This is a genomic window from Dokdonella aquatica (assembly GCF_051987395.1).
GTDB lineage: Bacteria > Pseudomonadota > Gammaproteobacteria > Xanthomonadales > Rhodanobacteraceae > Dokdonella.
Map to the genome: position 1 here is coordinate 3,028,756 of NZ_CP197094.1, position 22,638 is coordinate 3,051,393.

Sequence of the window (22,638 nt, forward strand, 5' to 3'; positions counted from 1 at the left end):
TGTCCTGTGGCCTGCGCCGGGCGTGGACGCCGCTCCTGCGCATGCTTCAAAGACCGAGCCGATCGAGCCAGTGCCGCAACCGGTCTGCGTCGTCGATGCCGCGCCAGCGCAGCACGGTCACGGCGTCGAAACAAGGCACAGAGGGGCCGGTCGCGTCGAGCGGCGCATAGCCGAGTCCGGCAAGCAGGGGTTGCCAGTGCGCGCCCATCACCTCGGACCACGCCGGTTGCCAGACCTCGCGCCACTCGTCGGGTCGACCGCGACGATTCAAGCGGCGCGTGGTCGGATCGGCCGCGGCGAGCGCCTGCTCGATGTCCAGCAGATGGCCGACCTCGGAAGCCTCGGCCGCACGTGCCACGTCCGCATCGGTGGCGTCGATGCCGAGCCAGCGCACCGTCTCGCCGAGGACGTCGAGCGGTGCGCGCTTCCAGTCCTCGAAACGCAGCAGCCGGTGCCGTTCCGGCGCCCGTTGCCGTTCGCCCTGCCATGCATGCAGGTGCAGCCAGAGCATGTCGACGACGCTGATCGGACCACCGAAGAACGGCTTGCGTGCGAACACCTCGAACGGATCGGTGACGCCGAGGATGCGGCGATGGCGCTGCCACTCGGAATGCAACGCGTCACGCGGGTCGCGCGAGACCAGTACGGTCTGCGCGGCCGTGTCGTGATGCCAGGGCTGGGTATGGCTGAAGCTGACGCGGATGTCGCGGCGGAAACGGAAGCGCCTGTCCACGCGCAGGCTGGCGAGGGTCTGTCGCCAGGGCAGATGGCGCGCCACATAGCGATGGCGGCCATCGCGCTCGGCTTCCCATTCCGCTGCCGTGTCCGTGCCCCAGAGTTCGGGAAGAGCGACATCGAGCTCGAGCAGGGCATTGGCCAGCCATGCGGCGCCGCAGGGGAATTCCGGCGAAACCACCCTTGCGAAACATGGCGTCACCTGCGAGGTCATGCGCGTTGCAATCCATTCCATACGTCCATGACGCGAGCCAGCCGCGCCGAAGGCGCGTCGATGGCGACGTCGTCCAGCACGAGTTCGGGATGGAGCGGAAACTCGGCGACGATGTCGCGGCCGACCACGTCGCTGGCCGAGTACAGGTGTGGGCGTCGACGACGCAGCTCGGCCTCGCCCGCGGTCAGCAGCACCTCGGCGTACGGCGCGGGGCCGGCCCTGTTCCAGGCCTGCACGGCATGCAGCAACGAGATCGTCGCCACGACCACCGGGATGTCCTGCAGCGCGGCGAGACGCGCCAGTCGCGCGATGCGCCAGGCGCGTTCGCGTCGCGTCGCGGCGTCGTGGATCTCCTGCATCGCCGCCGGCTCGAGGGCTTCGCGCACCTGATCGCCGTCGAGCAGCAGGGGAGCAATGCCGCGAGCGCGCAGTTCGGCGACGACGGCGGTCGCGAGTCGGGTCTTGCCGGTGCCCGCGAGGCCGGTGATCCAGAGGATCGGTGCGATACGCGTGGCGATGGCATCAGCTCCGGAAGTCATGCAGGAAGCCGTGCTCGTCGAGCGCGGCGTCGACGGCGTCGATATCCGACCGCTGGTCGATCTCGACCCAGCCGCCCTCCACGTCGACGCAGCCTACCGTTTCGCCGGCCGCCAGCAGGCCCGCGAGCAGGCGCGTCATGTCGAACGTATCGGCATGCCGCGCGCCGTGCAGGGTGTCGAGGTGATCCACGTGATGCGCGATGCGAGCCCAGGCCGACGGCGTGCAACGCAACAATCCCATGAACTGCGCTTCGACGTCGTCGAGATGACGTGGCTTCGCGCCGATCGCGAGCAGGCGATCGCCATCGCGTCGCAGGCTCTCGGCATCCGTGAGCGGATCGTCGAAGCGGCGACGCCAGAGATCGAGCCAGTCGCGATCGATCGGCACGACGAGGTCGTGCGGGGACGGCTGCAAGGCGTGCCGGATCGCGCGTGGTCCGTAGGCGCCGTCGCCGTAGGCCACGAGGCATGGTGCGGCGGCGAGCCAGTCGGCGGCGCACTGCAGGCTGCGCACGACGCCGCTGTGCTCCCAGTGCGGATTGAAGCGCTGTTCGCTGCCCCATGACCGCAGGCGTTCGTGCTGCCAGCCACCGATGACGAGGACGTGCTCGATGCCGTTGGCGTGCAGGGCGTCCAGCGTCCACGCGAGGATCGGACGTCCCGCGAGAACGGTCAGGCCCTTCGGCATCGCCTGCGTCGTGTCGCCGAGTCGGCTGCCACGACCGGCGGCTAGGATGACGGCGTGTCGTACGCGCGATGCGGTCACCGTCGCGCCGTCCACGCGCGCGTCACGTACGGGATGCGCAGCATGTCGTGGCCGCGAACCAGATTCGCGATGCCGGTGAGGATCGCCTGCAGGCGTGGCCCGGCCTGGCGTTGCAGCGTGGCGTGCGAGCGCCATGCCGCCAGCCAGTCGTCGGTCGCGATGTCGGCGAGGAAGCGTTGCTCGTAAGCGCGGATGTCGCCGAACACGGCATGCGCCTGCAGGTCGGCTTCCGGAGAGCGGCGACGGCTGCCGTGATCGTAGTCGGGCAGGTGGCGTCGTATCACGGCTTCCACGTCCCGTTGCAGCGGATCGTCGAGATCGCGATGGTTCCACAGCGCCATCCAGTAGCCCGGCTCGCGCAGCACGCGCACGCATTCGTCCAGCGCAACGCGCGCCGGCAGCACGTTGAACGACGAGCCGTAGGCGACGAGCACGAAGCGGTTCGACTGCACCGGCAGCGCCTCTCCGCGTCCCGCGATCCAGCGCGCCGCCGAGCCGACCGGTTTGGCCATCGCGACCGCGCGCATTGCGGCATTCGGCTCGACTGCAGTGACGTCGAGCCCGTGAGCGCACAGCAACCCGGTCAGCTTGCCCGTGCCGGCACCGACCTCGAGCACCGCATCGCCGGGTTCGAGTCCCATCTCGCCGATCACGTGGCGCAGCAGGCCGGCGTCGTAGTCGACGCGCGCATCGTAGTTCGCGGCCAGTGCGCTGTAGTCCCATTCCAGTACGGGCGATCCGCTCATCGCGTCTCCCTGATCGGTGAGGTCGATGTCGTCGTGCGGTGTGTTCGCCGGACGGCGGTGCGCACCACGACGCGCGTGCAAGGGATCAGTCCAGCCACAGCGCACCTGCCGACGGGTCGATGCGTGCACGGGACGCGAGGCACGCGCGTGCATGCACGGCCTCGCCACAGCCGATGGCCGCCGACACGCCTGCTTCCGCGCAGCGGATGGCCAGATGCGAATTGGCGCCACCCCATGCCGTGACCAGCCCGGCGATGCCGCAATCGAACAGCCAGTCGTAGCCGGGATCGGCCTGCCGCAGCACGACGATGCATCCGCGAAGGCTCGCGTCGCGACGCGGCGTGGCGTCGACGAGCACGGCGATCGCTCCGCCGATGACGGACCGCCCGATGAAGTTCGGCAGGGTACCGAGGCTGTCGGCGACGTAGCGGTCGTGCTCGCCACGCAAGACGGGGCTGCACATGAGGCGTGCCTCGTCGGCGTGTCGTCTGCGCGCGTGCTCCGCTGCATGCGTCCAGCGTGCGTGACGCTGCTCCAGGCCTTCGCAGGCACCTGCGCGCAGCGTGGCCAGGTCCAGCCACGAGGCGTGTTCGCGATCGAGTCCGACGGACACGAGCTCCTCGACCATCGCGTCCATCGCCGCTGAAAGGTGACGCGTGAACACGTGCTTGCCCCATTCGCGGGCACTCGACGAGCGCTGCACGAACGCGACCCAGTGGTCGGCGTCCAGCGGAAGGTTCGCCTCGGCGAGCAACTGCGCCAGTGCGCGACGCTCGTCGCCGCGAAGCCGGAACGCCCGTGTCGCCGGCGCGGACGGAGGCGGGCGGTAGTTGGCGCTGGACCAGCTCGGTCGCGTGATCTCGAAGCTGCCGGGCCGCAGATGGCCTTGCGAGGTCTCGTCGCTTGGCGACGATGGTATGGACTCGCCACAGGCCTGCATCGACCGGGCCGCCGAGCGCAGCGCGAGCGCGCGTTCCGGCGCGAGCGCTCCGCGCACGATCGCCGAACGCAGCTGCGCCTCGCCTGCGAACGCCAGTCGTGCGAGCGCGGCGAATACGAACGTGCCTTGCCTGCACGCGTCGAGCAGCGTCGGCCATGACGGCGTCGGCGTGAGCGACGCCAGCTCGGTCATCCTTGCGAGCAGCATGTTCAGAGGTGCCGCGGGATGCACACGCACGAGATCGCGCATGAGGGTGTCCAGCCTGTCGTCCCAATCCTGCAGTCCGGCGGCATCGAGCGTGCCGTGGATATGCCCGCGGCGTGCGTCGTCGGCACCGAAGTCGCGGATGCTGCGGTACACCTCGAATTCGACCTTGTCGTGCAACTCGGGCCGGTCCATGACGTGTCCGATCCACGCGTCGACGATCGCCGCGGCAGTACGTGCGGGCAGCCCGGCCGGCAACAGCGAGTTCGCACTGCGCCTCACGTCGACGAACGGCCGGCCGCGCAGAGTCCGCAGCAGCGCGATGTCGTCGGCGGGAGGCGCCGCGTAGCCCAGCGCCGCACGCGCCCGCCACCAGATGCCGTTGCCGATCAGGTCCTCGAACAGCGACAGCGCGAGCGGTCGCGGATGCACGCCCAGCAGTTCCGCCGGATTCCAGTCCGACATCAGCGACAGTACCGCGCAACGGCCGGCGATGCCGGGCACTTCGTCTGCGCGTTCGAGGAAAGCCAGGCTGTCCAGCGTCGTCGTCGAGGTCGACGACCAGTGCCGCGCGCTCGCGATCGGACGGACCTGCAGCAGCCAGACCTGTATCGCGTCGTCGGAGCCCGCGAGCGCGAACTCGATCTCGAGCGGCTGATCACCGCCGGCCAGCCGTTCCACCTCGAGCAGGGCATCGAGTGCGAGGCAGGCCATCGTGCCGAGCCGGCTCCGCTGCATCGGATCGTTCGCCAACGCGCGCGGGATCGCCTGCTGGCGCCCGCTCGCGCGTCCACCGGTGACGGCGGCGCCGTCTCCGCGATCCATCTCGATGCAATAGCACCCGGCGCCGTCACCGATCCTGTGCGTGCTCGCGACGCCAGCGAAGCGCAGGTCCGCGACCATGGCCTGGACCATGATGCGATCGCCCGCATGGCCCGGCAGGCTGTCCACGACCGCCCCGATCGCATGCGCGCGGTTTCCGGATTCGATGTCGAGCAGACTGAGGAAGGCGCCGGCGCGCGAGGCGTGGACACCATCCTCGTTCGCCGCGTCGCTGCGCACGGCGACCACGGCATCGCCGAAACGGCGTGTGCAATCCGCGAGCACCGCGGCCGCATCGATCTTCGCGTGATCGGCGGTGAAGACGAGGAACGGCGGTACGCGCGCACGTCGCACCCGATCCTCGTACCAGCGCAGCGCGTTCGACTTGCCGAGGCCTGGCCGGCTCGCCGTCGTGCGGGAGTCCGGCGCGTGTCCTGGCGCCGTTTGCGGCATCGATGAGCGCAGGTCGTCGCACGAGGCGCCGGATTCGTCCATGGAGTCTGCTGTCGCTGGCAGCCGGCGAGGGCCGATGGTCGATCTTAGCCCGCGCATGGACGCGCAGGGATGACGCCGATCACGACGGCGGGCATCCGGGGCCGTTGCACGCGACGTCGCACGGCGGCGTGCAACCCGCGATCGATCAGTCGGTGGCCGGCCTCGGCAGCGAGATGCGCGCCACGAGCCCGTGCGGCTCGGCGTTGACGAGGGTGAGCGTTCCGTCGTGTGCGCGCACGATCTCGAGCACGATCGACAGGCCGAGGCCGATGCTGCCGGGACGGTCGCTGCGTGACCCGTCGAGGCGGAAGAACGGTTCGAGCACATCGCGCAGGTGTTGCGGCGGAATGCCCGGGCCGTCGTCGGCGACGTCGATCGTGATCGCGTGCTCCTCGACCATCGCCTTCACGATGACCGTGTTGCCGAACTGCGTGGCGTTCTCGACGAGGTTGAACAGCGCGCGCTGCAACGCGCCGGGCCGTCCATGGAAGCGGATGTGGCCGGGACCTTCGTAGCGCACCTCATCGCCCGAGTCGGCGTACTCGTCGCACAGCGTCGCGAGCAGCGCGTCGAGGTCGAGCCACTCCTTCTTCTCGTCGTCGAGGCCGCTGCGCAGGAAACCGAGTGCGGAGGCGACCATGGCCTGCATGAGGTCGATGTTGCGCGTGAGCTTGTCGACGTCGATGTCGCGCGGCGAGGTCTCCAGCTGCAGGCGCATGCGCGTGAGCGGCGTACGCAAGTCGTGGCCGATCGCGGCGAGCGTGCGCGTGCGCTCGTGCATCGAGCGCGTGATGCGTTCCTGCATGCGGTTGAACGTGCGCGCGACGGCGCGGATCTCGCTGGGGCCTTCCTCCTCGATCGGTGTCGGCGCGAACTCGCGGCTGAAGGCGTCGGCACGCTCCGAGAGCCGCCGCAGCGGGCGCACGACGCGCCAGATCGCCCAGGTCGACATCGTCGTCACGCTCACGAACAGGAACAGCAGTGCGCCGACGCCCGGCATGCCGAAGCGGAACGGGCCGCGGCCGACGTTGCCCGTGTAGATCTCGAGCACGTGCGCACCCATCGGCACGAGCACCTGGATCGCGCGCTCGGGTTCGGCCTCGTCGCAGGAGCGCACGCTCAGCTCGGGCGTGTTGCGCAGGTCGGCGAGCAGCACGCCTTCGAGGTCGAGCGCGTCGAGCGAGTTGCCGCGACAGGCGACGATGGCCTCGCCGGGCGGCTCGCGCACGGTCACGGACAGGTTCGGCCGCTGTGCCGAGGTCACCAGCGTGGCACGCTTGCGCTTGTCCTCGGGCACACCCTCGAGCAGGTTGACGAGACTCGTGATGCGCAGGGCCTCGTCCCACGGCCATGGCGGTGACGGCGGCGGATTCGGAACCAGCACGATCGCGACGAACAGCAGGAACGTCGCCAGCGTCGAGCACGCGATGATGGCGAGGATCTGGCCGAGCGTGGAGCCGATCCAGCGCCGGATCATGCGCAGGCGACGGTCGCGTGGAACGCGTAACCGTCGGCACGCATCGTGCGGATGAGATCGTCGAGCGGGCTGTTGCCGGCGAGCTTGCGGCGCAGGCGGCTCACGAGCAGGTCGATCGAGCGCGTCGCGATCGGGAAGCCCTCGCCACGGGTGAGGCGGATCAGCTCCTCGCGCGAGAGCACCTGCTTCGGATGCTGGCACAGCACCAGCAGCAGGTCGGCCTCGGCACCGGTGAGCGGCACGCGCAGGCCGGTCGGCGAGCGCAGCAGGCGGCGCGTCGGCGTGAACGTGAAGCCTGCGAAGCTCAGCGTCTGCGCGAACGCTGCAGATGCCGGCGCTACTTCGCTTCCGAGCGGTGATCGCCGCAGCAACGCACGGATGTGCGCGAGCAGCTCGCGCAGGTCGACCGGCTTGGTCAGGTACTTGTCGGCGCCGACCTCGAGGCCGACGACCTTGTCCATCGATTCCGAAAGCGCCGTGAGCATGATGATGCGCGGTCCGTCGGCCGTGTAGACGCGGCGGCAGAAGCTGATGCCGTCCTCGCCGGGCAGCATCACGTCGAGCAGGATCAGGTCGATGCCGCCCTTGGCGAGCTCTTCCTCGGCCGATAGGGCGTTCTGTGCCGTGCGCGACTCGAAGCCCTTGCCGTCGAGGAACAAGGCCAGGGGGAGGCTGATGTCGGCGTCGTCGTCGACGATGAGGATGCAGGGGCGGGACACGCGGCACGACCTTCGTGATGCGGGCCGGAGCGTCCATGCGGTGGGCCTTGCGGCGCGGCAACGGGCGACTTCGCGACCCGGCGGCGGCAGGGGAGACCCGTCGATTGTGCGGCACACGACGCCAAGCTTTGTGTGTCAATCCGGATACAAATTGTTGATGCTTACATAAAGCATTGACTTTATTAGTTTTATTGTCGAGATTGGTTCTCATTCGCGAATGGGGCTGGCGGCGCCATGAGTCGAATGACCGCCTGCGCGCCCTTCGCGCGCCTCTCGAATCAGGAGTTCCGAATGAAGAATCGTGCCGTCTCCACGGCCGCCCCGCGCCTGCGCCTCGCGGTGCTCGCGCTCGCCTTGTCGCTGTGTGTGGAAGCCTCGTGGGCCCAGCAGGGCCGCCGCGGCCCCGAAGGTCCCGTCGTGCGCGCGACCGCGCCGCTGGTCGAAGCCGGCAAGCCCACCGATGTCGCCGGCAGCGGCTTCAAGCCGGGCCAGAAGGTCGACCTCTCGGTCGCCGGCAAGACGCTCAACGACACGGCGTTCGTCACGGATGCGGAAGGCGCGTTCAAGGGCGCGATCCAGGTGCCGGCCGATGCCGCGCTCGGCACGCTCGTCGTGCAGGTGGTCGCGGACAGCGGTGCGCCGATCACGACCGAGATCAAGATCTCGCGCCAGCTGCCGCTGTCGGGGCAGGAGCGCTTCACGCTGGTCGGCGACAGGCTCGTGCAAGGCCTCTACCAATCGGCCTACAGCGCGCGCAACGATGCCGTGTTCGTGACCAGCGCGGTCGGTCGTCCGCCGGTGCGTCAGTCCGAGCTGCTCAAGCTCGATGCGAAGACGCTCAAGGTCGTCGCGAAGGCGACGCCGGCTGCGGCGCCGCCGCGCCCGCCGCGTGAAGGCGCGCCCGCCGCGCCGGCCGGCGAGTCCGATCCGGGTGTGTACGCGGTCTACGGCGTCGGCGTCGACGACATCAACAACACTGTGTGGGTGACCAACACGCGCCAGGACACGGTCGCGGTGTATCGCCAGAACGATCTCGCGCTGGCCAAGCAGTTCCCGGTCGGCGCGGTGCCGCATGCGCGCGACGCGGTGGTCGATGCCAAGCGCGGCCGCGCCTACGTGTCGGCGACCGGTGAGGACTTCATCGCCGTGTTCGACACGCGCTCGCTCGAGCAGCTGGCGCCGATCCGCATCGCCTCGTCCAAGGCGGGCGAGCAGTTCGTGCCGGCCAGCCTCGAACTCGATGCAGCGGCCGGCAAGCTCTATACGGTCGGCCTGCGCACCTCCGAGGCGGCGATCGTCGACCTCGCCAGCGGCAAGGTCGACAAGGTGATTCCGCTCGACGGCGCGAAGGGCGCGATCGGCGTGGCCTGGGATGCGGCCGGCAAGCGCCTGCTCGTGGTCTCGCAGGGCAGTGACAACCTCCTCATCGTCGATCCGGCGACCGGCAAGACGCTGCACGATGTCTACGTAGGCGCAGGCGCCCTCAACGTCGCCTACGACCCGATCGGCAAGCTCGCCTACGTGAGCAACCGCGCGGCGGGTACGGTCACCGTGGTCGATCCGGCCAAGGGCGCGATCGTGGCGAACCTCGACGGCGGCACGTTGCCGAACCATGTCGTCGCGGACGGCAAGGGCAACGTCTACGCGGTGAACAAGTCGCGTGGCACCGACGATCCGAAGGGTGACCGCATCACGCGCATCACCGCGAAGGCCCCCTGACGGCGTGCTTCCACCGCCGCGACGCGCACGGTCCACGCCGCGCGCGTCGCGGCGTTCGTGCATCTCCGGGATCGCCATCCATGACGCGATCCCTTCCTCGTTTCCGAACCTGCGAACCGCGATGACCCGACCGCTCCTTCATCCCATGATCACCCTCGCTGCCGCGATCAGCCTGGCCTTGTGTGCACCCGCGAGCGCCGCCGACGCGCCGGCTTCCGACAACCTCGGCACGGTCGTCGTGACCGCGGGTGGCTACGAGCAGCTCGTCGAGGATGCGCCCGCGAGCATCACGGTGATCACGCGCGAGGAGCTCGCCTCGGCGCCGTTCGCCGACCTGCAGGATGCGCTGCGCAGCGTGGAAGGCGTCGCGATCGGCGGATCGAACGTCGCGCGCCAGGACATCCTGTTGCGCGGCATGCCCGGCAACTACACGCTGATCCTCGTCGACGGCCTGCGCCAAGGGACGCGCGAGAACTCGAGCCGCGAGGACATCGGTGCGGCGCAGGCCGCGCAGATCCCGCCGCTGCAGGCGATCGAGCGCATCGAGATCGTGCGCGGGCCGATGTCGTCGCTGTACGGGTCGGACGCGATCGGCGGCGTCGTCAACATCATCACGCGCAGACCCGGCGATGCCTGGCACGGCGCGATCGATCTCGACGCGACCGTGCAGCAGCATTCGGATCTCGGCAACCGCCGTGGCGGCAACGCCTACATCGCCGGTCCGCTCGTGCAGGACCTGCTCGCGCTGCAGGTCTACGGCAAGGCCAGCGAGCGCACCGAGGCCGAACACATCGACGGTGCCTACGGCCTGCGCGACGAAGGTGCGACCGTGCGTCTGCTGCTGACGCCGAACGAGCGCCACGAGGTGCTGTTCGAAGCCGGCGAGCATTCGCTCGACATGCACACGACGCCCGGCAGGACGCTCGCGACCGCGCTGCCGATGGACCTCGACTACGCGCGCTCGCACCAGCTCGTGCGTCATCGCGGCAACTGGGATTTCGGCACCTCCGAACTCAGCGTCTCGCGTGAGAGCGGCGAGACCGCGCACCTCGTCGGCGACGCGCCGAGCAACACCTGGCCCGTGAACCGCATCGTCAACCGCATCGTCGAGGGCAAGCTCAACCTGCCGTTCGGCGCGCACGCGCTCACGCTCGGCGGCCAGTACCAGCACAGCGAACTGGGCGGCGTGAACAACGAAGGCAGCAACACGATCCGCAGCCTCGACAATGCCTCGTACGCGCTGTTCGCCGAAGACGAGGTGCGCCTGCTCGACGACCTGCTGCTCACGGGTGGCCTGCGCTGGCAGCATGATCGGCGTTACGGCGGCGAGTGGAGTCCGCGCCTCTACCTCGTGCATCACCTCGACGAGCGCTGGTCACTGCGCGGCGGCGTCGCGCGCGCGTTCCGTGCGCCGACCCTGCGCCAGACCGCGCCCGAGTACGCGAGCGCCGAAGGCGTCGGCATGATCGGCGTGCCGAGCGGGCGTCTGCCCGGCAATCCGGACCTCGAACCCGAGACGAGCACGAGCACCGAGTTCGGCGTGCGCTACGAAGGCGACGGCGGCGCGAGTGCTGCGGTCACGCTGTTCCACAACGATTTCAAGAACAAGATCTTCAGCCAGTGCGTGGTCGCGTGTACCGGTTCCACCGGCGCGACCTACGCGTGGGGCAACATCGGCAAGGCGCGCATCCAGGGTGTCGAGGCGAGCTTCGGCTGGCCGCTCACGGAACGCGTCGAGGTCACCGGCAACTACACCTACACGGATTCGAAGCGCCTCAGCGACGAGGAGATCGCGTTCAACCGCGAATCGCTGCGCGGCCAGCCGCTCGATCGCACGCCCGAGCACGCCGCGCACCTGCGTGCGGACTGGCGCCCCTCGGAGTCGCTGTCGACCTATGCCGCAGTCAACGCGAGCAGCGAACAGATCTGGGCCAACTTCCGCAATGCCGCGCAGTCGATCCGCACGCGGCCCGGTTCGACGACCTACGACTTCGGCGGTCACTACCTCTTCAACGAGCACGTCGTACTGCGCATGGCGCTGCTCAACGTCACCGACAAGCGCGTGTGGGTCGACCGTCGCAATCGTCTCACCGGCCTCGACGGCAACTGGCTCGTCGATGACGGCCGTCGCCTGTGGACCAGCCTCGGCGTGTCGTTCTGATGTCGACGCGACCTTCACGCACCCTCGCCGCCACGGAGTCCACGATGTCCTCCCGTTCCCTTCGCCACCTGCTGCCGTGGTGCTTCGGCCTGCTGCTGTGCTGCCAGGCGTTCGCCGCCGACATCGTGGACCTGCGCGGTCGCACGGTCAGCGTGCCCGACGACATCAAGGCGATCTCGATCGACGATGGCCGCTACCTCGTCGCGCTCGCACTGATCCTCGACGATCCCGTGCAGCGCCTCGCCGCGTGGCCGCGCGACATCAACCGCATCGGCGACGAGACCTACGCGCAGTATGTCGCGCGCTTCCCGCGCCTCGAGGACCTCCCGCAGGTCGCGAGTTCGGCCGGCGCGTTCAATGTAGAGTCGGTGCTCGCGGCGGCACCCGACGTCGCGCTCGTGTCGCTCGGCAGCGGGCCGAGCGAGGCGCAGGTCGCGCAGCTCGAAGCGGCCGGCATCGCGGTCGTCTTCATCGACTTCTTCACGCATCCTTTCAAGAACCAGGAGGCGAGCCTGCGCATCCTCGGCGAGCTGACCGGTGGCCAGGCCAAGGCGCAGGCGTTCGCGACTTTCCGTCGCGAGCGCATCGAGGCGATCTCGAAAGGCGTCGCCGGCCTCGCCGACGCCGCGCGTCCGACCGTGTTCCTCGAGGCGCACGCCGGTCGCACCGGCGACTGCTGCAGCGCGCCGGGCAACGGCAACGTCGGCGACTACATCACGTTCGTCGGTGGCCACAACATCGCGGCCGACGTGCTCAAGGGACCGTTCGGCAAGGTCAACATCGAATACATCATCGCGCGCGATCCCGCGGTGTACATCGCGACCGGCGGTCCGCATCTCGCCAAGAGCGGCGGGCTCGTGCTCGGTGTGGGCTACGACGCCGCGGCATCGCTCGCGTCGCTGCATAAGATCGCGGCACGCCAGGGCATCGCCGAGCTCGGCGCCGTGAAGCACAAGCGCTTCCATGGCCTGTCGCACCAGCTCATCAACTCGCCGATCGACATCGTCGCGATCGAGGCGTTCGCGAAGTGGATCCACCCCGAGCGCTTCGCCGATCTCGATCCGGCGCGCACGCTCGAGGCGATCAACACGCGCTTCCTCGCCGTGCCGTACGGCGGCACGAGCTGGATCGACCTCGAGTGAGCGAGGTGACCCGCATGCAAGGCGGGCGTACCGCGGGCCTCGATGCAGGGGTCGTGCTCGGGAGGTACCGCGCGCTCGTGCGTCGCCGCGTCGTCATCGTCGCCGGCATGGCGCTGGTGGGCCTCGCTGCATTCGCCTGTGACCTCGTCACCGGGCCGTCGGCGCTGACGCCGGGGCAGGTGATCGCAGGCCTGCTGTCGCCCGACAGCCTCACGCCGCCGCAACGCGCGATCGTGTTCCAGGTGCGCCTGCCGTACGCGCTCATGGCCGTGCTCGTCGGCGCCGCGCTGTCGCTGGCCGGCGCCGAGATGCAGACCATCCTCGACAATCCGCTCGCGAGTCCGTTCACGCTCGGTGTGTCGTCGGCGGCGTCGTTCGGCGCGGCGCTCGCGATCGTGCTCGGCATCGGCATCCCGGGCCTGCCGACCGACTGGATCGTGCCGATCAACGCGTTCGTGTTCGCGTTCGGATCGGTCATGCTGCTGCAGGCCATGGCCGCACGCGCGCGTGGCGGTGGCGTCGAGACAGTCGTGCTGCTCGGCATTGCACTCGTGTTCGCGTTCAACGCGCTGGTCGCGTTCGTGCAGTTCTTGTCCTCGCAGGAGGCGCTGCAGCAGCTCGTGTTCTGGAGCATGGGTTCGCTGTCGCGCGCGACCTGGGGCAATGTCGGCGTCATGGCGCTCGCGCTGCTGCTCGTCGCGCCGTTCTCGTGGCTCGCGGCGGGGCGGCTCACGTCGCTGCGCCTCGGCGAGGATCGCGCACGCAGCTTCGGCGTCGACGTCGGGCGGCTTCGCTTCGAGACCCTGCTGCGCGTCAGCGTGCTCGCCGCGACCTCGGTCGCATTCGTCGGCACGATCGGTTTCGTCGGCCTGGTCGGCCCTCACATCGCGCGCCTGCTGATCGGCGAGGACCATCGTTTCCTGCTGCCGGCCAGCGTGTGCAGCGGTGCGGTCGTGATGTCGCTGGCCTCGGTGGCGAGCAAGACCCTCGTGGCGGGCGTGCTGATGCCGGTCGGCATCGTTACCGCGATCGTCGGCGTGCCGGTGTTCCTGCTGCTCGTGTTCCGCAAGCCGGGGCGCGCGTGATGGCCGGGCAGAAGGACACGCTCGACGTCGTCGACCTGCACGCGGGCTATCCGCGCCGCAAGGTCATCGACGGCGTCACGCTCCCGCCGCTCGCGCGTGGCGGCGTGCATGCGCTGGTCGGTCCCAACGCCGCCGGCAAGAGCACCCTCATGCGCGCACTCGCGGGCCTGCAGCCGGCCAGCGGCAGCGTGCGCCTCGACGGCGAGGAGCTGCTCGGCCTGCCGCTCGCCGCGCACGCGGCGCGCGTCACCTACATGCCGCAGACGCTGCCGTCGGGCGTCGGCCTCAACGTGCTCGAGAGCGTCGCCGGTGCCGTGCGCGCCTCGGGCACCGGGCAGGATCCGCGAACGCCCGAGCAGCGCGCGCTCGGCGTGCTCGAACGCGCCGGCATCCTCGCGCTCGCCCTCGAAGGGCTCGACCGTCTCTCGGGAGGCCAGCGCCAGCTCGTCTCGCTCGCCCAGTCGCTCGTGCGCGAGCCGCGCGTGCTGCTGCTCGACGAGCCGATCAGCGCGCTCGACCTGCAGCACCAGATGCGCGTGATGCGCCTCGTGCGCGAGCTCGCGCGCGAGCGCGGCATGATCGTGCTCGTCGTGCTGCACGACCTGCAGATCGCCGCGCGCTGGGCCGACGGCATCGTCATGCTGTCGAGCGGCGCGGTCGCAGCCACCGGCACGCCGGCCGAGGCGATCACGCCGATGACGCTCGCGCGCGTCTACGGCGTCGACGCGCGCGTCGAGCGCTGCTCGAAAGGCAGCCTGCAGATCATCGTCGACGACGACCTCCACACCGCGGTGCCACGCACGTGAGCGCAGCGCAGACGAAGGGCGGCGATCGCTGGCCCGCGGTCACATGGCCGGGCACGCAGACGCGGCGCCCCCGTGCGGCGTCGAACGGTGCCTCGTATCGTGTCGACGTCTGGATCCCCGAGGGCACGCCGCCGCCGTCCGGATTCCCGCTCGTGGTCGTGCTCGACGGCCAGGCGATGTTCGGCACGTTCGTCGAGGCCATCCGTCGCTCGAGCCGCAGGCCCGACGCGACCGGCATAGGCCCTGCGGCCGTCGTCGCGATCGCGCACGACGATGCGCTCTACGACGCCGACCGTCGTCGCCTCGACTACACCACGGGTCCGGCCGGCATCGAGGGCACGGGTGGTGCCGACGCGTTCCTCGCCTTCCTGCTCGACGAACTCGCGCCGTCGCTGCAGGCCGAGTGGCCGCTCGATGCGCGACGTCGCGTGCTGTTCGGCCACTCGATGGCGGGCTACTTCGCCTTGCTCGCGCTCGGTGCGCGTCCGGACGCATTCGACGTCGTCGCGGCGATCAGCCCGTCGATCTGGTGGGACGAGCGTGCCTTGCGCGCGTGCCTCGGGGATCTGCACGGCGCGGGGCGCGTGTTCATCGCGGTCGGCGAGTGGGAAGACGAACTGCCGCCATGGCAGATCGAGGCGAAGGATCGCGCCGACGTCATCGCACGGCGTCGCGAGCGCGCGATGATCGAACGCGCTGCATCGCTCGCGACGACGCTGGCCTCGCGCCTCGGCGCCGCGCGTGTCGCGTTCCATCGCTTCCCCGACGAAGACCACGCCTCGGTGCTCATGATCGCGATCCAGCGCGTGCTGCGCTTCGCGCTGGCAACGCGCCGCAACGACTGAAGCCATCAGCGGCACGTAATGCGCGCAGCGCGTCTCCCACCTCCGTTCACATCAGGCTGTGTCGATCCCGACACATTGCGTCAATGTCGTTATGAATCAATGATTTGATTGATGACGATAATGAGAATCACTATCGTTGTCGGGCTCGGTGTCGATCGCTGGACACGTCTCGCGTGCCCTCGTCGAAACGCGATAGGGGCCGCCGTTCGCGCCGCCACGCGACGCTGCCCCCTCGTTCGACTACCTGCCATTCGACACGCCCTCAACCGTTCCCGCGCGACTCGCGTCGGCGAGGGAACGCATGTCATTCCGCACACCTCCGAGGTTCCATCGATGTCCATCCAAGCACGGCTGCGCGCGCGCGCGGCGCCCCATTCCACCCGATCCGTCGCGTCGCCCGCACGTCGTCCGCTCGTCATGGCGCTCGCCGCGGCATGGATCGCACTCGGCGCGACGACGCCCGTGTTCGCGCAGACCGTCTCCGACGACGACGCGCGCAGCACGGCGAACGAGGACAAGGACGATGCGGAAGCCCTGCAGGCCGTGCGCGTGACCGCGGCCGAGATCGCACGCCAGGCGCTGGGCACGTCGACGATCACGGCCGACGACATCGCGCGTCGTCCGCCCGCGAACGACCTCTCGGAACTGCTGCGCACGATGCCGGGCGTCAACCTCACCGGCAACAGTGCCTCCGGCCAGTACGGCAACAACCGCCAGATCGACCTGCGCGGCATGGGGCCCGAGAACACGCTCGTGCTCGTCGACGGCAAGGCGATCGGTTCGCGCAATGCGATCCGCATGGGGCGCAGCGGCGAGCGCAACACGCGTGGCGACACCAACTGGGTGCCCGCCGAGATGATCGAGCGCATCGAGGTGCTGCGCGGTCCCGCCGCGGCGCGTTACGGCTCGGGTGCGTCGGGTGGCGTGATCAACATCGTCACGAAGCGTCCGACCGGCGAGTTCAAGGGCTCGGCCAACCTCTACATGCTGTCGCCGCAGCACGACGAGGAGGGCGGCAGCGAACGCGCAGGCGTGCAGATGAGCGGGCCGATCAGCGAGAACCTGTCGTTCCGCTTCTACGGCAACGCCAGCAAGACCGAGGCCGACGCGCTCGACCTCAATGCCGACTACGCCACCGGCGTGACGCCGCCGGCCGGTCGCGAAGGCGTGCGCAACAAGGACGCCAACGCCCTCGTGCGCTGGGACCTCCATGACGACCACGTCGTCGAGTTCGAGGGCGGCATGAGCCGGCAGGGCAACATCTACGCGGGCGACCGCGCCGTGAGCGGTGGCGGCAGCGACCTGCTCACCGAACTCGCCAACGCGGGTGCGGAGACCAACGTCATGCTCCGCAACACGGCATCGGTGACGCACCGCGGCCAGTACGGCGAGATGTCGTCGCGTCTGACGCTGTCGGGCGAGGCGACCAACAACAAGCGGCTCAACGAAGGTCTCGCGGGCAGCTCCGAAGGCAGCATCTCGGGCGGCGTATGGTCGACTTCGCGCCTGCGCAACACCGCGCTCGACGGCGAGCTCAACGTGCCGACCACGCTCGCCGGCACGAGCCACATCTGGACGTTCGGTTTCGAGGTCGCGGACAACCGCCTCGAAGATCCGTTCTCGGTGTCGCAGACCGGCGGCAACGGCGGTGGCATCGGCGGGCTCGATCCCGATCGTGCCGGCGGCAAGGCCGATGCGCAGACCGCCGCGCTCTATGTCGAGGACAACCTCTACGCCGGCGACGACTGGATCATCACGCCGGGCCTGCGCGCCGACCATCACAGCCAGTTCGGCAACAACCTGAGCCCGAGCCTCAACGTGCAGTACCGTTTCGCCGAGGACTGGATGGTCAAGGGCGGCGTCGCGCGTGCGTTCAAGGCGCCCAACCTCTACCAGTCGAACCCGAACTATCTCTATTACACGATGGGCAACGGCTGCCCGAACAGCTTCCCGAGCATGGGGGCGGGCTGCTACGTGCAGGGCAATGCGAACCTCGATGCCGAGACCAGCGTCAACAAGGAGATCGGCGTCGAGTGGGCGCCGGCCAGCGGTCACCATGCGTCGCTGACCTATTTCCACAACGACTACGACAACAAGATCAGCGCGGGCTACGTGCCGATCGGGGTCACGATCGGCGGCACCGGCCGCATCTTCGAATGGGAGAACGCGCCGAAGGCGGTCGTGCAGGGCTTCGAGGGCAACTTCGTGATCCCGCTGCTCGGCGACGCGGGCGACGTGCTCAAGTGGAACACCAACGTCACGTACATGATCGAGAACGAGAACAAGACCACGGGCCAGCCGCTTTCGGTCATCCCCGAGTACACGGTCAACACTTCGCTCGACTGGCAGGCTACGGCGAAACTCTCGCTGCTGCTGACCGGCACGTTCTACGGCGACCAGGAGCCGGCCAGCGCGAACATCAACAACGACCCGCTGACCGGCGACTACCTCAGCACGCGCGGGCCTTACAGCATCTGGGGCGTGAGCGGCCGCTACCGCATCAACGAGAAGCTGAGCATCGGCGCCGGCGTCAACAACCTCGCCGACAAGCGCCTGTTCCGCGAAGCCAACAGCAACGCATCGGGCGCGGCGACCTACAACGAGCCCGGTCGCGCGTACTTCGCCTCGCTCAACGTCGGGTTCTGATGGCGCCTGCGACGGCGTTGTCCTGGCCATCACGTCGTCTTGCGTGATGGCCAGGCACGCCGTCGCCTGGCCGTCGCGACGCGACGCATCGCTGCAACGTGCGACCGCAAGGTCGCGGGAGCCACGATCGATGCACGACCTTCCCACGGGCTATCCCGACGCGGTCGCCTATCCGGACACGTTCCAGCGCGAGCTGATGCCGACATGGCTGCGCTCGACGACCGCGGCGCTCGGCTTCGGTTGCCCGGATCTGGGCGCCGGCTACCACGTGCTCGAGCTCGGCTGCGGCGGCGGGCTCAGCACGCTCGTCGCGGCCGCGTGCAACCCGGAAGGCCGCTTCACGGGCGTCGACGTCGATGCGCGCCAGGTCGCGCACGCGAAGGCACGTGCGGCGGCGCTCGGGCTCGACAACGTGGACTTCATCGCGGCGGATCTTCGCGACGCGTCGCTGCGCGAAGGCACCGAAGACGTGGACTTCATCGTGTCGCACGGCCTGTGGTCGTGGGTCGCGGCCGAGGTGCGCGAAGCCTTCGTCGCGATCGTGCGCGAACGGCTCGCGCCGGGCGGGCTCGTCGCGCTCGGCTACATGAGTCACCCCGGCGCGGCGCAGACGCAGGCCTTGCATCGCCTGCTGCGCGAGTGCGCTCGGCACGTGCAGGGCGATGCGGTCACGCAGGTGGTCGCGGGACTCGAGCTGCTCGGTCGTCTCGCCGATGCGGGAGCGGGCTTCTTCGCCGAGCATCCGGGTGCACGCGCGCAGCTCGACGCGATGCGCCGCGAGCGTCCCGAGTACCTCGTGCACGAGTTCCTCGCCGAGCATCGCGAGCCGCAGCACGTCGCCGACGTCATGCGCGCGTTCGCGGGCGCCGGCTGTGCGTGGATCGGTAGCGCGACGCCGCTCGAGAACATCGATGTGGTCTCGGTGCCCGGTGCCGTGCAGCCGCTGCTGCGCCAGTTGCCGCCGGGGCCGCTCGCCGAGACCACGCGCGACCTCGCGCGCAACCAGAGCCTGCGTCGCGACCTGTTCCAGAAGCGCGCCGAACGCCTCGCCCCCGAGTCGCGCATGGCGGTGCTCGATGCGATCACCTATGCCGCCTTGCCCGGTGCGCCGCAGGGCGGGGATCTCGTGTTCGATACGCGCATCGGTCCCGTGCCGGGACCGGCCGAGCGCTTCGCTCCCGTTCTCGCTGCACTCGCACGACGGCCGCACCGCTTCGGCGAGCTGCGCGCGCTGCCCGCGTACGCGGAGCGCCCCGGTGTGTTGAACCAGGTCGTGCAGATGCTGGTCTGGGCAGGCCTCGTGCATCCGTTGCGCGACACGCCATCGATGCGTGCGCTGCCGCCCGATGCGCTCGAAGGCGTGAACTTGCTCGATGCAGCGGGCACGGCACTGGTGCGCGCTGCAGCGTGAGCATCCGGGCATCCGATGCATCGTCATCGAACGACGTGTCGTATCGCCGCATGCCGTGCGGCAGTGACGCCTGACACGCGACGCGGTGGCGCGCTGCGGGCACGGTGATCCCGACATCGCGCCGTACGCGGCACCGCTTTCCAACCTGCCAACGCGAGCCACACGCAAGCCATGCCATCGAATCCTACCGACACGACATACGCCTGGCGCGACACGCCCGAACGCTACGGCCGCATCAGCCGCATCCTGCACTGGAGCATGGCGCTGCTGCTCCTGTGGCTGTTCACGGGCATGATCCTCAAGAATGCACTGGGCCTGCATCCGCGTGACTCGTGGATCGTCGGTTCGCACGCGAGCTTCGGCGTGATCGCGTGGTGCCTCATGCTCGTGCGCGGCGCGTGGGCGCTCGCGAACCTGCGTCGCCGTCCGTCCTACGGCGAGGGGCGCGTCGCACGCCTCGCCGGCCTCGGCCACCTCGGCCTCTACGTGCTCATGTTCCTCGTGCCGACGCTCGGCCTGCTGCGCCAGTTCGGCAGCGGGCGCGCGTTCGCGCTGTTCAACACGATCCCGGTGTTCGGCGCCGGCGAGCCCGTGCAAGGCCTCGTCGACGCGGTCAATGCGACGCGCGATGTGATCGGCTTCTCGGTGCACGGCCTGCTCGCATGGACGATGCTCGCGCTCATCGTCGGTCACCTCGTGATGGTCGTCGTGCATCACGTCGTGTGGAAGGACGGCACGCTGCGTCGCATGGTGGGTGCATCACGCGCGGCATAGGTGCCTGAGCGACGTCCCGTCGCGACGGGGCGTGATCATCGATCGTATGGAAGCGCTCTCTCACCCCAGCCCCTCTCCGCAAGGTGAGCGGGGAGCTGGTCGGTTCGATGCAGGCTGACGACGTTCGGTCATCGGCGTTGGCGCAAGAGCGGTGCGCGACAGTATCGTGTCCGTCGGCATCGCGTTCGGGGAAGATCGCGACGCTTTTTCTCCCCTCTCCCCTCGCGGGAGAGGGGTTGGGGGAGAGGGGGACGTTTTTCCTCGCGACGCCGCGCGGTCTGCATGTCCGACCCGTGCAAGCGCCAGCGGCTGACGCGCGGCGCTCAGTCCAGCGTCGAACCGCGCAACGCGCGCACCTCTCCCGGCGCGATCGCGGTCGCCTCGTTGCCCCAGCTCGAGCGCACATGGTTGAGCACGTCGGCGATCTGCGCGTCGTCGAGCACCTGCGAGAACGGGGGCATCGAATGCGGCCGGGGATTGCCGGCCGTGGTCGGCGGGATGCCGCCCGCGAGCACGAGGCGGATGCTGTTGACGGGATCGTCCGCGACGACGTGCGGGTTGCCCGCGAGTGGCGGGTAGTCGAGTCCGCGGCCGCGACCATCGTCGCCGTGGCAGCTTTCGCAATGCTCGGCGTAGAGGCGACGTCCTGCCGTGCCGACCACGCGGCCCGCGGCGTGGCGCTGGCGCAGATCGCGCTCGGTCGCCGACATCGCCGGTGCGGGTGCCGCGGGCACGGTCTTGAGATAGGTCGCCATCGCGACCGCGTCGTCCTCGCGCAGGTGGCGCAGGCTCACGTAGATCACTTCGGCCATCGGACCGTAGGCGGCACCATGCGTCGACACGCCGTGGCGCAGGTAACCGGCGAGTTCGTCGACGCTCCAGCGTGCGAGGCTGTTCGTGTCGAGCGGCGGTGCGTACCAGTTCTGGCCGAGGATGCGGCCGCCTGCGAGGTAGCGATCGGCCGGCAGCGAGGCCATCGCACCGCGGCCGCTGTGGCACATCGCGCAGTGGCCGAGGCCGTCGACGAGGTAGCGGCCGCGATTCCACGCCTCGGACTGCGACGGTTCGGGCGTGAAGGGATGCGGGCGATGGAACAGCATGCGCCACGCGAGCAGCAGGCGGCGCGAACTCGCCGGGAAGTCGAGCGCGTTCGGCGTGCGCGGGGCGTCGACCGCGGGCTGCTGGCGCAGGAACGCGAACAGCGCGGCGAGGTCCTCGTCGGTGAGGCGCTTGAAGTGGTCGAACGGGAATGCCGGGTAGAGCAGGCCTTCGCGGCTCGCGCCTTCCCGCATCGCGTGGCGGAACTCGGCGAGCGACCAGTCGCCGAGGCCGGTCGCGGCATCGGGCGTGAGGTTGGTCGAGTACAGCGTGCCGTAGTCGGAGCGGAACGCGCGACCGCCGGCGTACGGCGTGCCGCCGCGCGTCGTGTGGCAGGTCACGCAGTTGCCGAGGCGCGCGAGGTATTCGCCGTGCGCGAGCGTGGCCGCATCGGTCGCGAGCGGTGTGGCATCGCCGTGCGGCACGCGCAGGGCCGCGAAGCCGCCCTGCGCGTGGAACAGCACGCCGCCGACGACCGCGACGAGCGCGACGAACGGGAACAGGATCGCGAGCTTGAGCAGGCGCAGTCTCGTCGAGGCTTTCATGGCGCAGCCTCCACGGGCAGGTCGCCGCAGGCCAGCGGCAGCGCGCGCGTCCCGGCCGCTGCGGGACGTTCGCCGTCGGGCGCCGCCTGGCGCGACAGCCACGTCGCGACGATGCGCAGGTCGGTCGGCTCGAGCTTGCGGGCGATCGAGGCCATGCAGTCGGGCGCGGTCGACTGGCGCACACCGGTGATCCAGCCGCCGAACTGGGCAATGGTGTACTCGGTCGGCAAGCCGACCAGCGCGGGCACGCCGGGCTCGAGTCCGGCGAGGGCACGGCCATGGCAGGCCGAGCATGCGGGAAGCCCTTTCGCGGGATCGCCGTCGAAGACGAGCTGGCGCGCGCGCGCGACATCGGTGTCACGCATCGGCGTGCCCGATTCGGCCTGCTTCACGATCGGCGGCTGCGCCGCGTACCAGTCGGCGACCTCGGCGAGCCAGGCATCGTCGAGGTATTGCATGAGGTAGATCATCTGCGCGTAGTGGCGCTTGCCGTCGCGGAACGCGCGCATCTGCTCGAGCAGGTAGCCGGCGGGCTTGCCGGCGAGGTGCGGGACGTACTTCGCTCCGTGCGCGCCTTGGCCGCGGTCGCCGTGGCAGACCGCGCAGCCGGCGAGGCGCTCGCGCATGCCGGCGTCGGCATCGTCGGCACGTGCGTGACCCGGCATCGCAAGGCCGGTGAGCGCGATCACGACGACAAGGGCGTTCGCGATCCGAGGCAGGAAGGGCAGGGGAGACATGGCGTGGAGAGG

18 protein-coding genes are annotated in these 22,638 nt (G+C 69.6%); 9 read left to right on the top strand and 9 right to left on the bottom strand.

The features are described 5' to 3' along the window. Positions 1-46: 46 nt before the first annotated feature. From ACQQ2N_RS13545 to ACQQ2N_RS13575, 7 genes are all read right to left on the bottom strand, one after another. Positions 47-949, bottom strand: coding sequence for a sulfotransferase domain-containing protein (locus ACQQ2N_RS13545; protein ID WP_440222105.1), 903 nt, complete (start codon positions 947-949; stop codon positions 47-49). Next, complete coding sequence (locus ACQQ2N_RS13550) at positions 946-1,488, bottom strand: adenylyl-sulfate kinase (RefSeq protein ID WP_440222106.1); 543 nt, start codon at positions 1,486-1,488, stop codon at positions 946-948. Before ACQQ2N_RS13550 ends, ACQQ2N_RS13545 begins: the two co-directional genes overlap by 4 nt. Continuing rightward, positions 1,472-2,254, bottom strand: coding sequence for an NTP transferase domain-containing protein (locus ACQQ2N_RS13555; protein WP_440222107.1), 783 nt, complete (start codon positions 2,252-2,254; stop codon positions 1,472-1,474). The genes ACQQ2N_RS13550 and ACQQ2N_RS13555 overlap by 17 nt, the downstream gene beginning before the upstream one ends. Further along, complete coding sequence (locus ACQQ2N_RS13560) at positions 2,251-3,000, bottom strand: class I SAM-dependent methyltransferase (protein ID WP_440222108.1); 750 nt, start codon at positions 2,998-3,000, stop codon at positions 2,251-2,253. Before ACQQ2N_RS13560 ends, ACQQ2N_RS13555 begins: the two co-directional genes overlap by 4 nt. An 85-nt stretch (positions 3,001-3,085) precedes the next feature. Continuing rightward, positions 3,086-5,461 (bottom strand): PEP-utilizing enzyme, encoded by a 2,376-nt coding sequence (locus tag ACQQ2N_RS13565; RefSeq protein WP_440222109.1) that lies wholly within the window; start codon positions 5,459-5,461, stop codon positions 3,086-3,088. 145 nt (positions 5,462-5,606) lie between these two features. Then, positions 5,607-6,938, bottom strand: coding sequence for an ATP-binding protein (locus ACQQ2N_RS13570; RefSeq protein ID WP_440222110.1), 1,332 nt, complete (start codon positions 6,936-6,938; stop codon positions 5,607-5,609). Next, on the bottom strand, positions 6,935-7,657 hold the full coding sequence (locus ACQQ2N_RS13575; RefSeq protein WP_440222111.1) for a response regulator: 723 nt from the start codon (positions 7,655-7,657) through the stop codon (positions 6,935-6,937). The genes ACQQ2N_RS13570 and ACQQ2N_RS13575 overlap by 4 nt, the downstream gene beginning before the upstream one ends. A 291-nt stretch (positions 7,658-7,948) precedes the next feature. On the opposite strand from ACQQ2N_RS13575, the gene ACQQ2N_RS13580 reads away from it, so the two are divergent. From ACQQ2N_RS13580 to ACQQ2N_RS13620, 9 genes are all read left to right on the top strand, one after another. Continuing rightward, complete coding sequence (locus tag ACQQ2N_RS13580; protein ID WP_440222112.1) at positions 7,949-9,376, top strand: YncE family protein; 1,428 nt, start codon at positions 7,949-7,951, stop codon at positions 9,374-9,376. 145 nt (positions 9,377-9,521) lie between these two features. Then, on the top strand, positions 9,522-11,537 hold the full coding sequence (locus ACQQ2N_RS13585) for a TonB-dependent receptor domain-containing protein (protein WP_440222113.1): 2,016 nt from the start codon (positions 9,522-9,524) through the stop codon (positions 11,535-11,537). A 44-nt stretch (positions 11,538-11,581) separates the two neighbouring features. Further along, positions 11,582-12,679, top strand: a complete 1,098-nt coding sequence (locus tag ACQQ2N_RS13590; protein WP_440222114.1) for an ABC transporter substrate-binding protein — start codon at positions 11,582-11,584, stop codon at positions 12,677-12,679. After that, complete coding sequence (locus ACQQ2N_RS13595) at positions 12,676-13,764, top strand: FecCD family ABC transporter permease (protein WP_440222115.1); 1,089 nt, start codon at positions 12,676-12,678, stop codon at positions 13,762-13,764. Before ACQQ2N_RS13590 ends, ACQQ2N_RS13595 begins: the two co-directional genes overlap by 4 nt. Beyond that, on the top strand, positions 13,764-14,570 hold the full coding sequence (locus ACQQ2N_RS13600) for an ABC transporter ATP-binding protein (RefSeq protein WP_440222116.1): 807 nt from the start codon (positions 13,764-13,766) through the stop codon (positions 14,568-14,570). Before ACQQ2N_RS13595 ends, ACQQ2N_RS13600 begins: the two co-directional genes overlap by 1 nt. Then, positions 14,567-15,415 carry an alpha/beta hydrolase gene (locus ACQQ2N_RS13605; protein WP_440222117.1) on the top strand — a complete coding sequence of 283 codons (849 nt, stop codon included), beginning with the start codon at positions 14,567-14,569 and terminating at the stop codon, positions 15,413-15,415. Before ACQQ2N_RS13600 ends, ACQQ2N_RS13605 begins: the two co-directional genes overlap by 4 nt. A 333-nt stretch (positions 15,416-15,748) precedes the next feature. Beyond that, positions 15,749-18,061: a TonB-dependent siderophore receptor gene (locus tag ACQQ2N_RS13610; protein WP_440222118.1), complete on the top strand. Its 2,313-nt coding sequence runs from the start codon at positions 15,749-15,751 to the stop codon at positions 18,059-18,061. Positions 18,062-18,191: 130 nt separating this feature from the next. Then, positions 18,192-19,472, top strand: a complete 1,281-nt coding sequence (locus ACQQ2N_RS13615) for a class I SAM-dependent methyltransferase (protein ID WP_440222119.1) — start codon at positions 18,192-18,194, stop codon at positions 19,470-19,472. Between the two features lie 171 nt (positions 19,473-19,643). Next, complete coding sequence (locus ACQQ2N_RS13620) at positions 19,644-20,246, top strand: cytochrome b (protein ID WP_440222120.1); 603 nt, start codon at positions 19,644-19,646, stop codon at positions 20,244-20,246. Between the two features lie 323 nt (positions 20,247-20,569). Here the strand turns inward: ACQQ2N_RS13620 and ACQQ2N_RS13625 are convergent, their stop codons facing one another. Both ACQQ2N_RS13625 and ACQQ2N_RS13630 read right to left on the bottom strand, forming a co-directional pair. After that, on the bottom strand, positions 20,570-21,889 hold the full coding sequence (locus ACQQ2N_RS13625) for a c-type cytochrome (protein WP_440222121.1): 1,320 nt from the start codon (positions 21,887-21,889) through the stop codon (positions 20,570-20,572). Then, positions 21,886-22,626 carry a c-type cytochrome gene (locus ACQQ2N_RS13630; RefSeq protein ID WP_440222122.1) on the bottom strand — a complete coding sequence of 247 codons (741 nt, stop codon included), beginning with the start codon at positions 22,624-22,626 and terminating at the stop codon, positions 21,886-21,888. Before ACQQ2N_RS13630 ends, ACQQ2N_RS13625 begins: the two co-directional genes overlap by 4 nt. Positions 22,627-22,638: the final 12 nt, after the last annotated feature.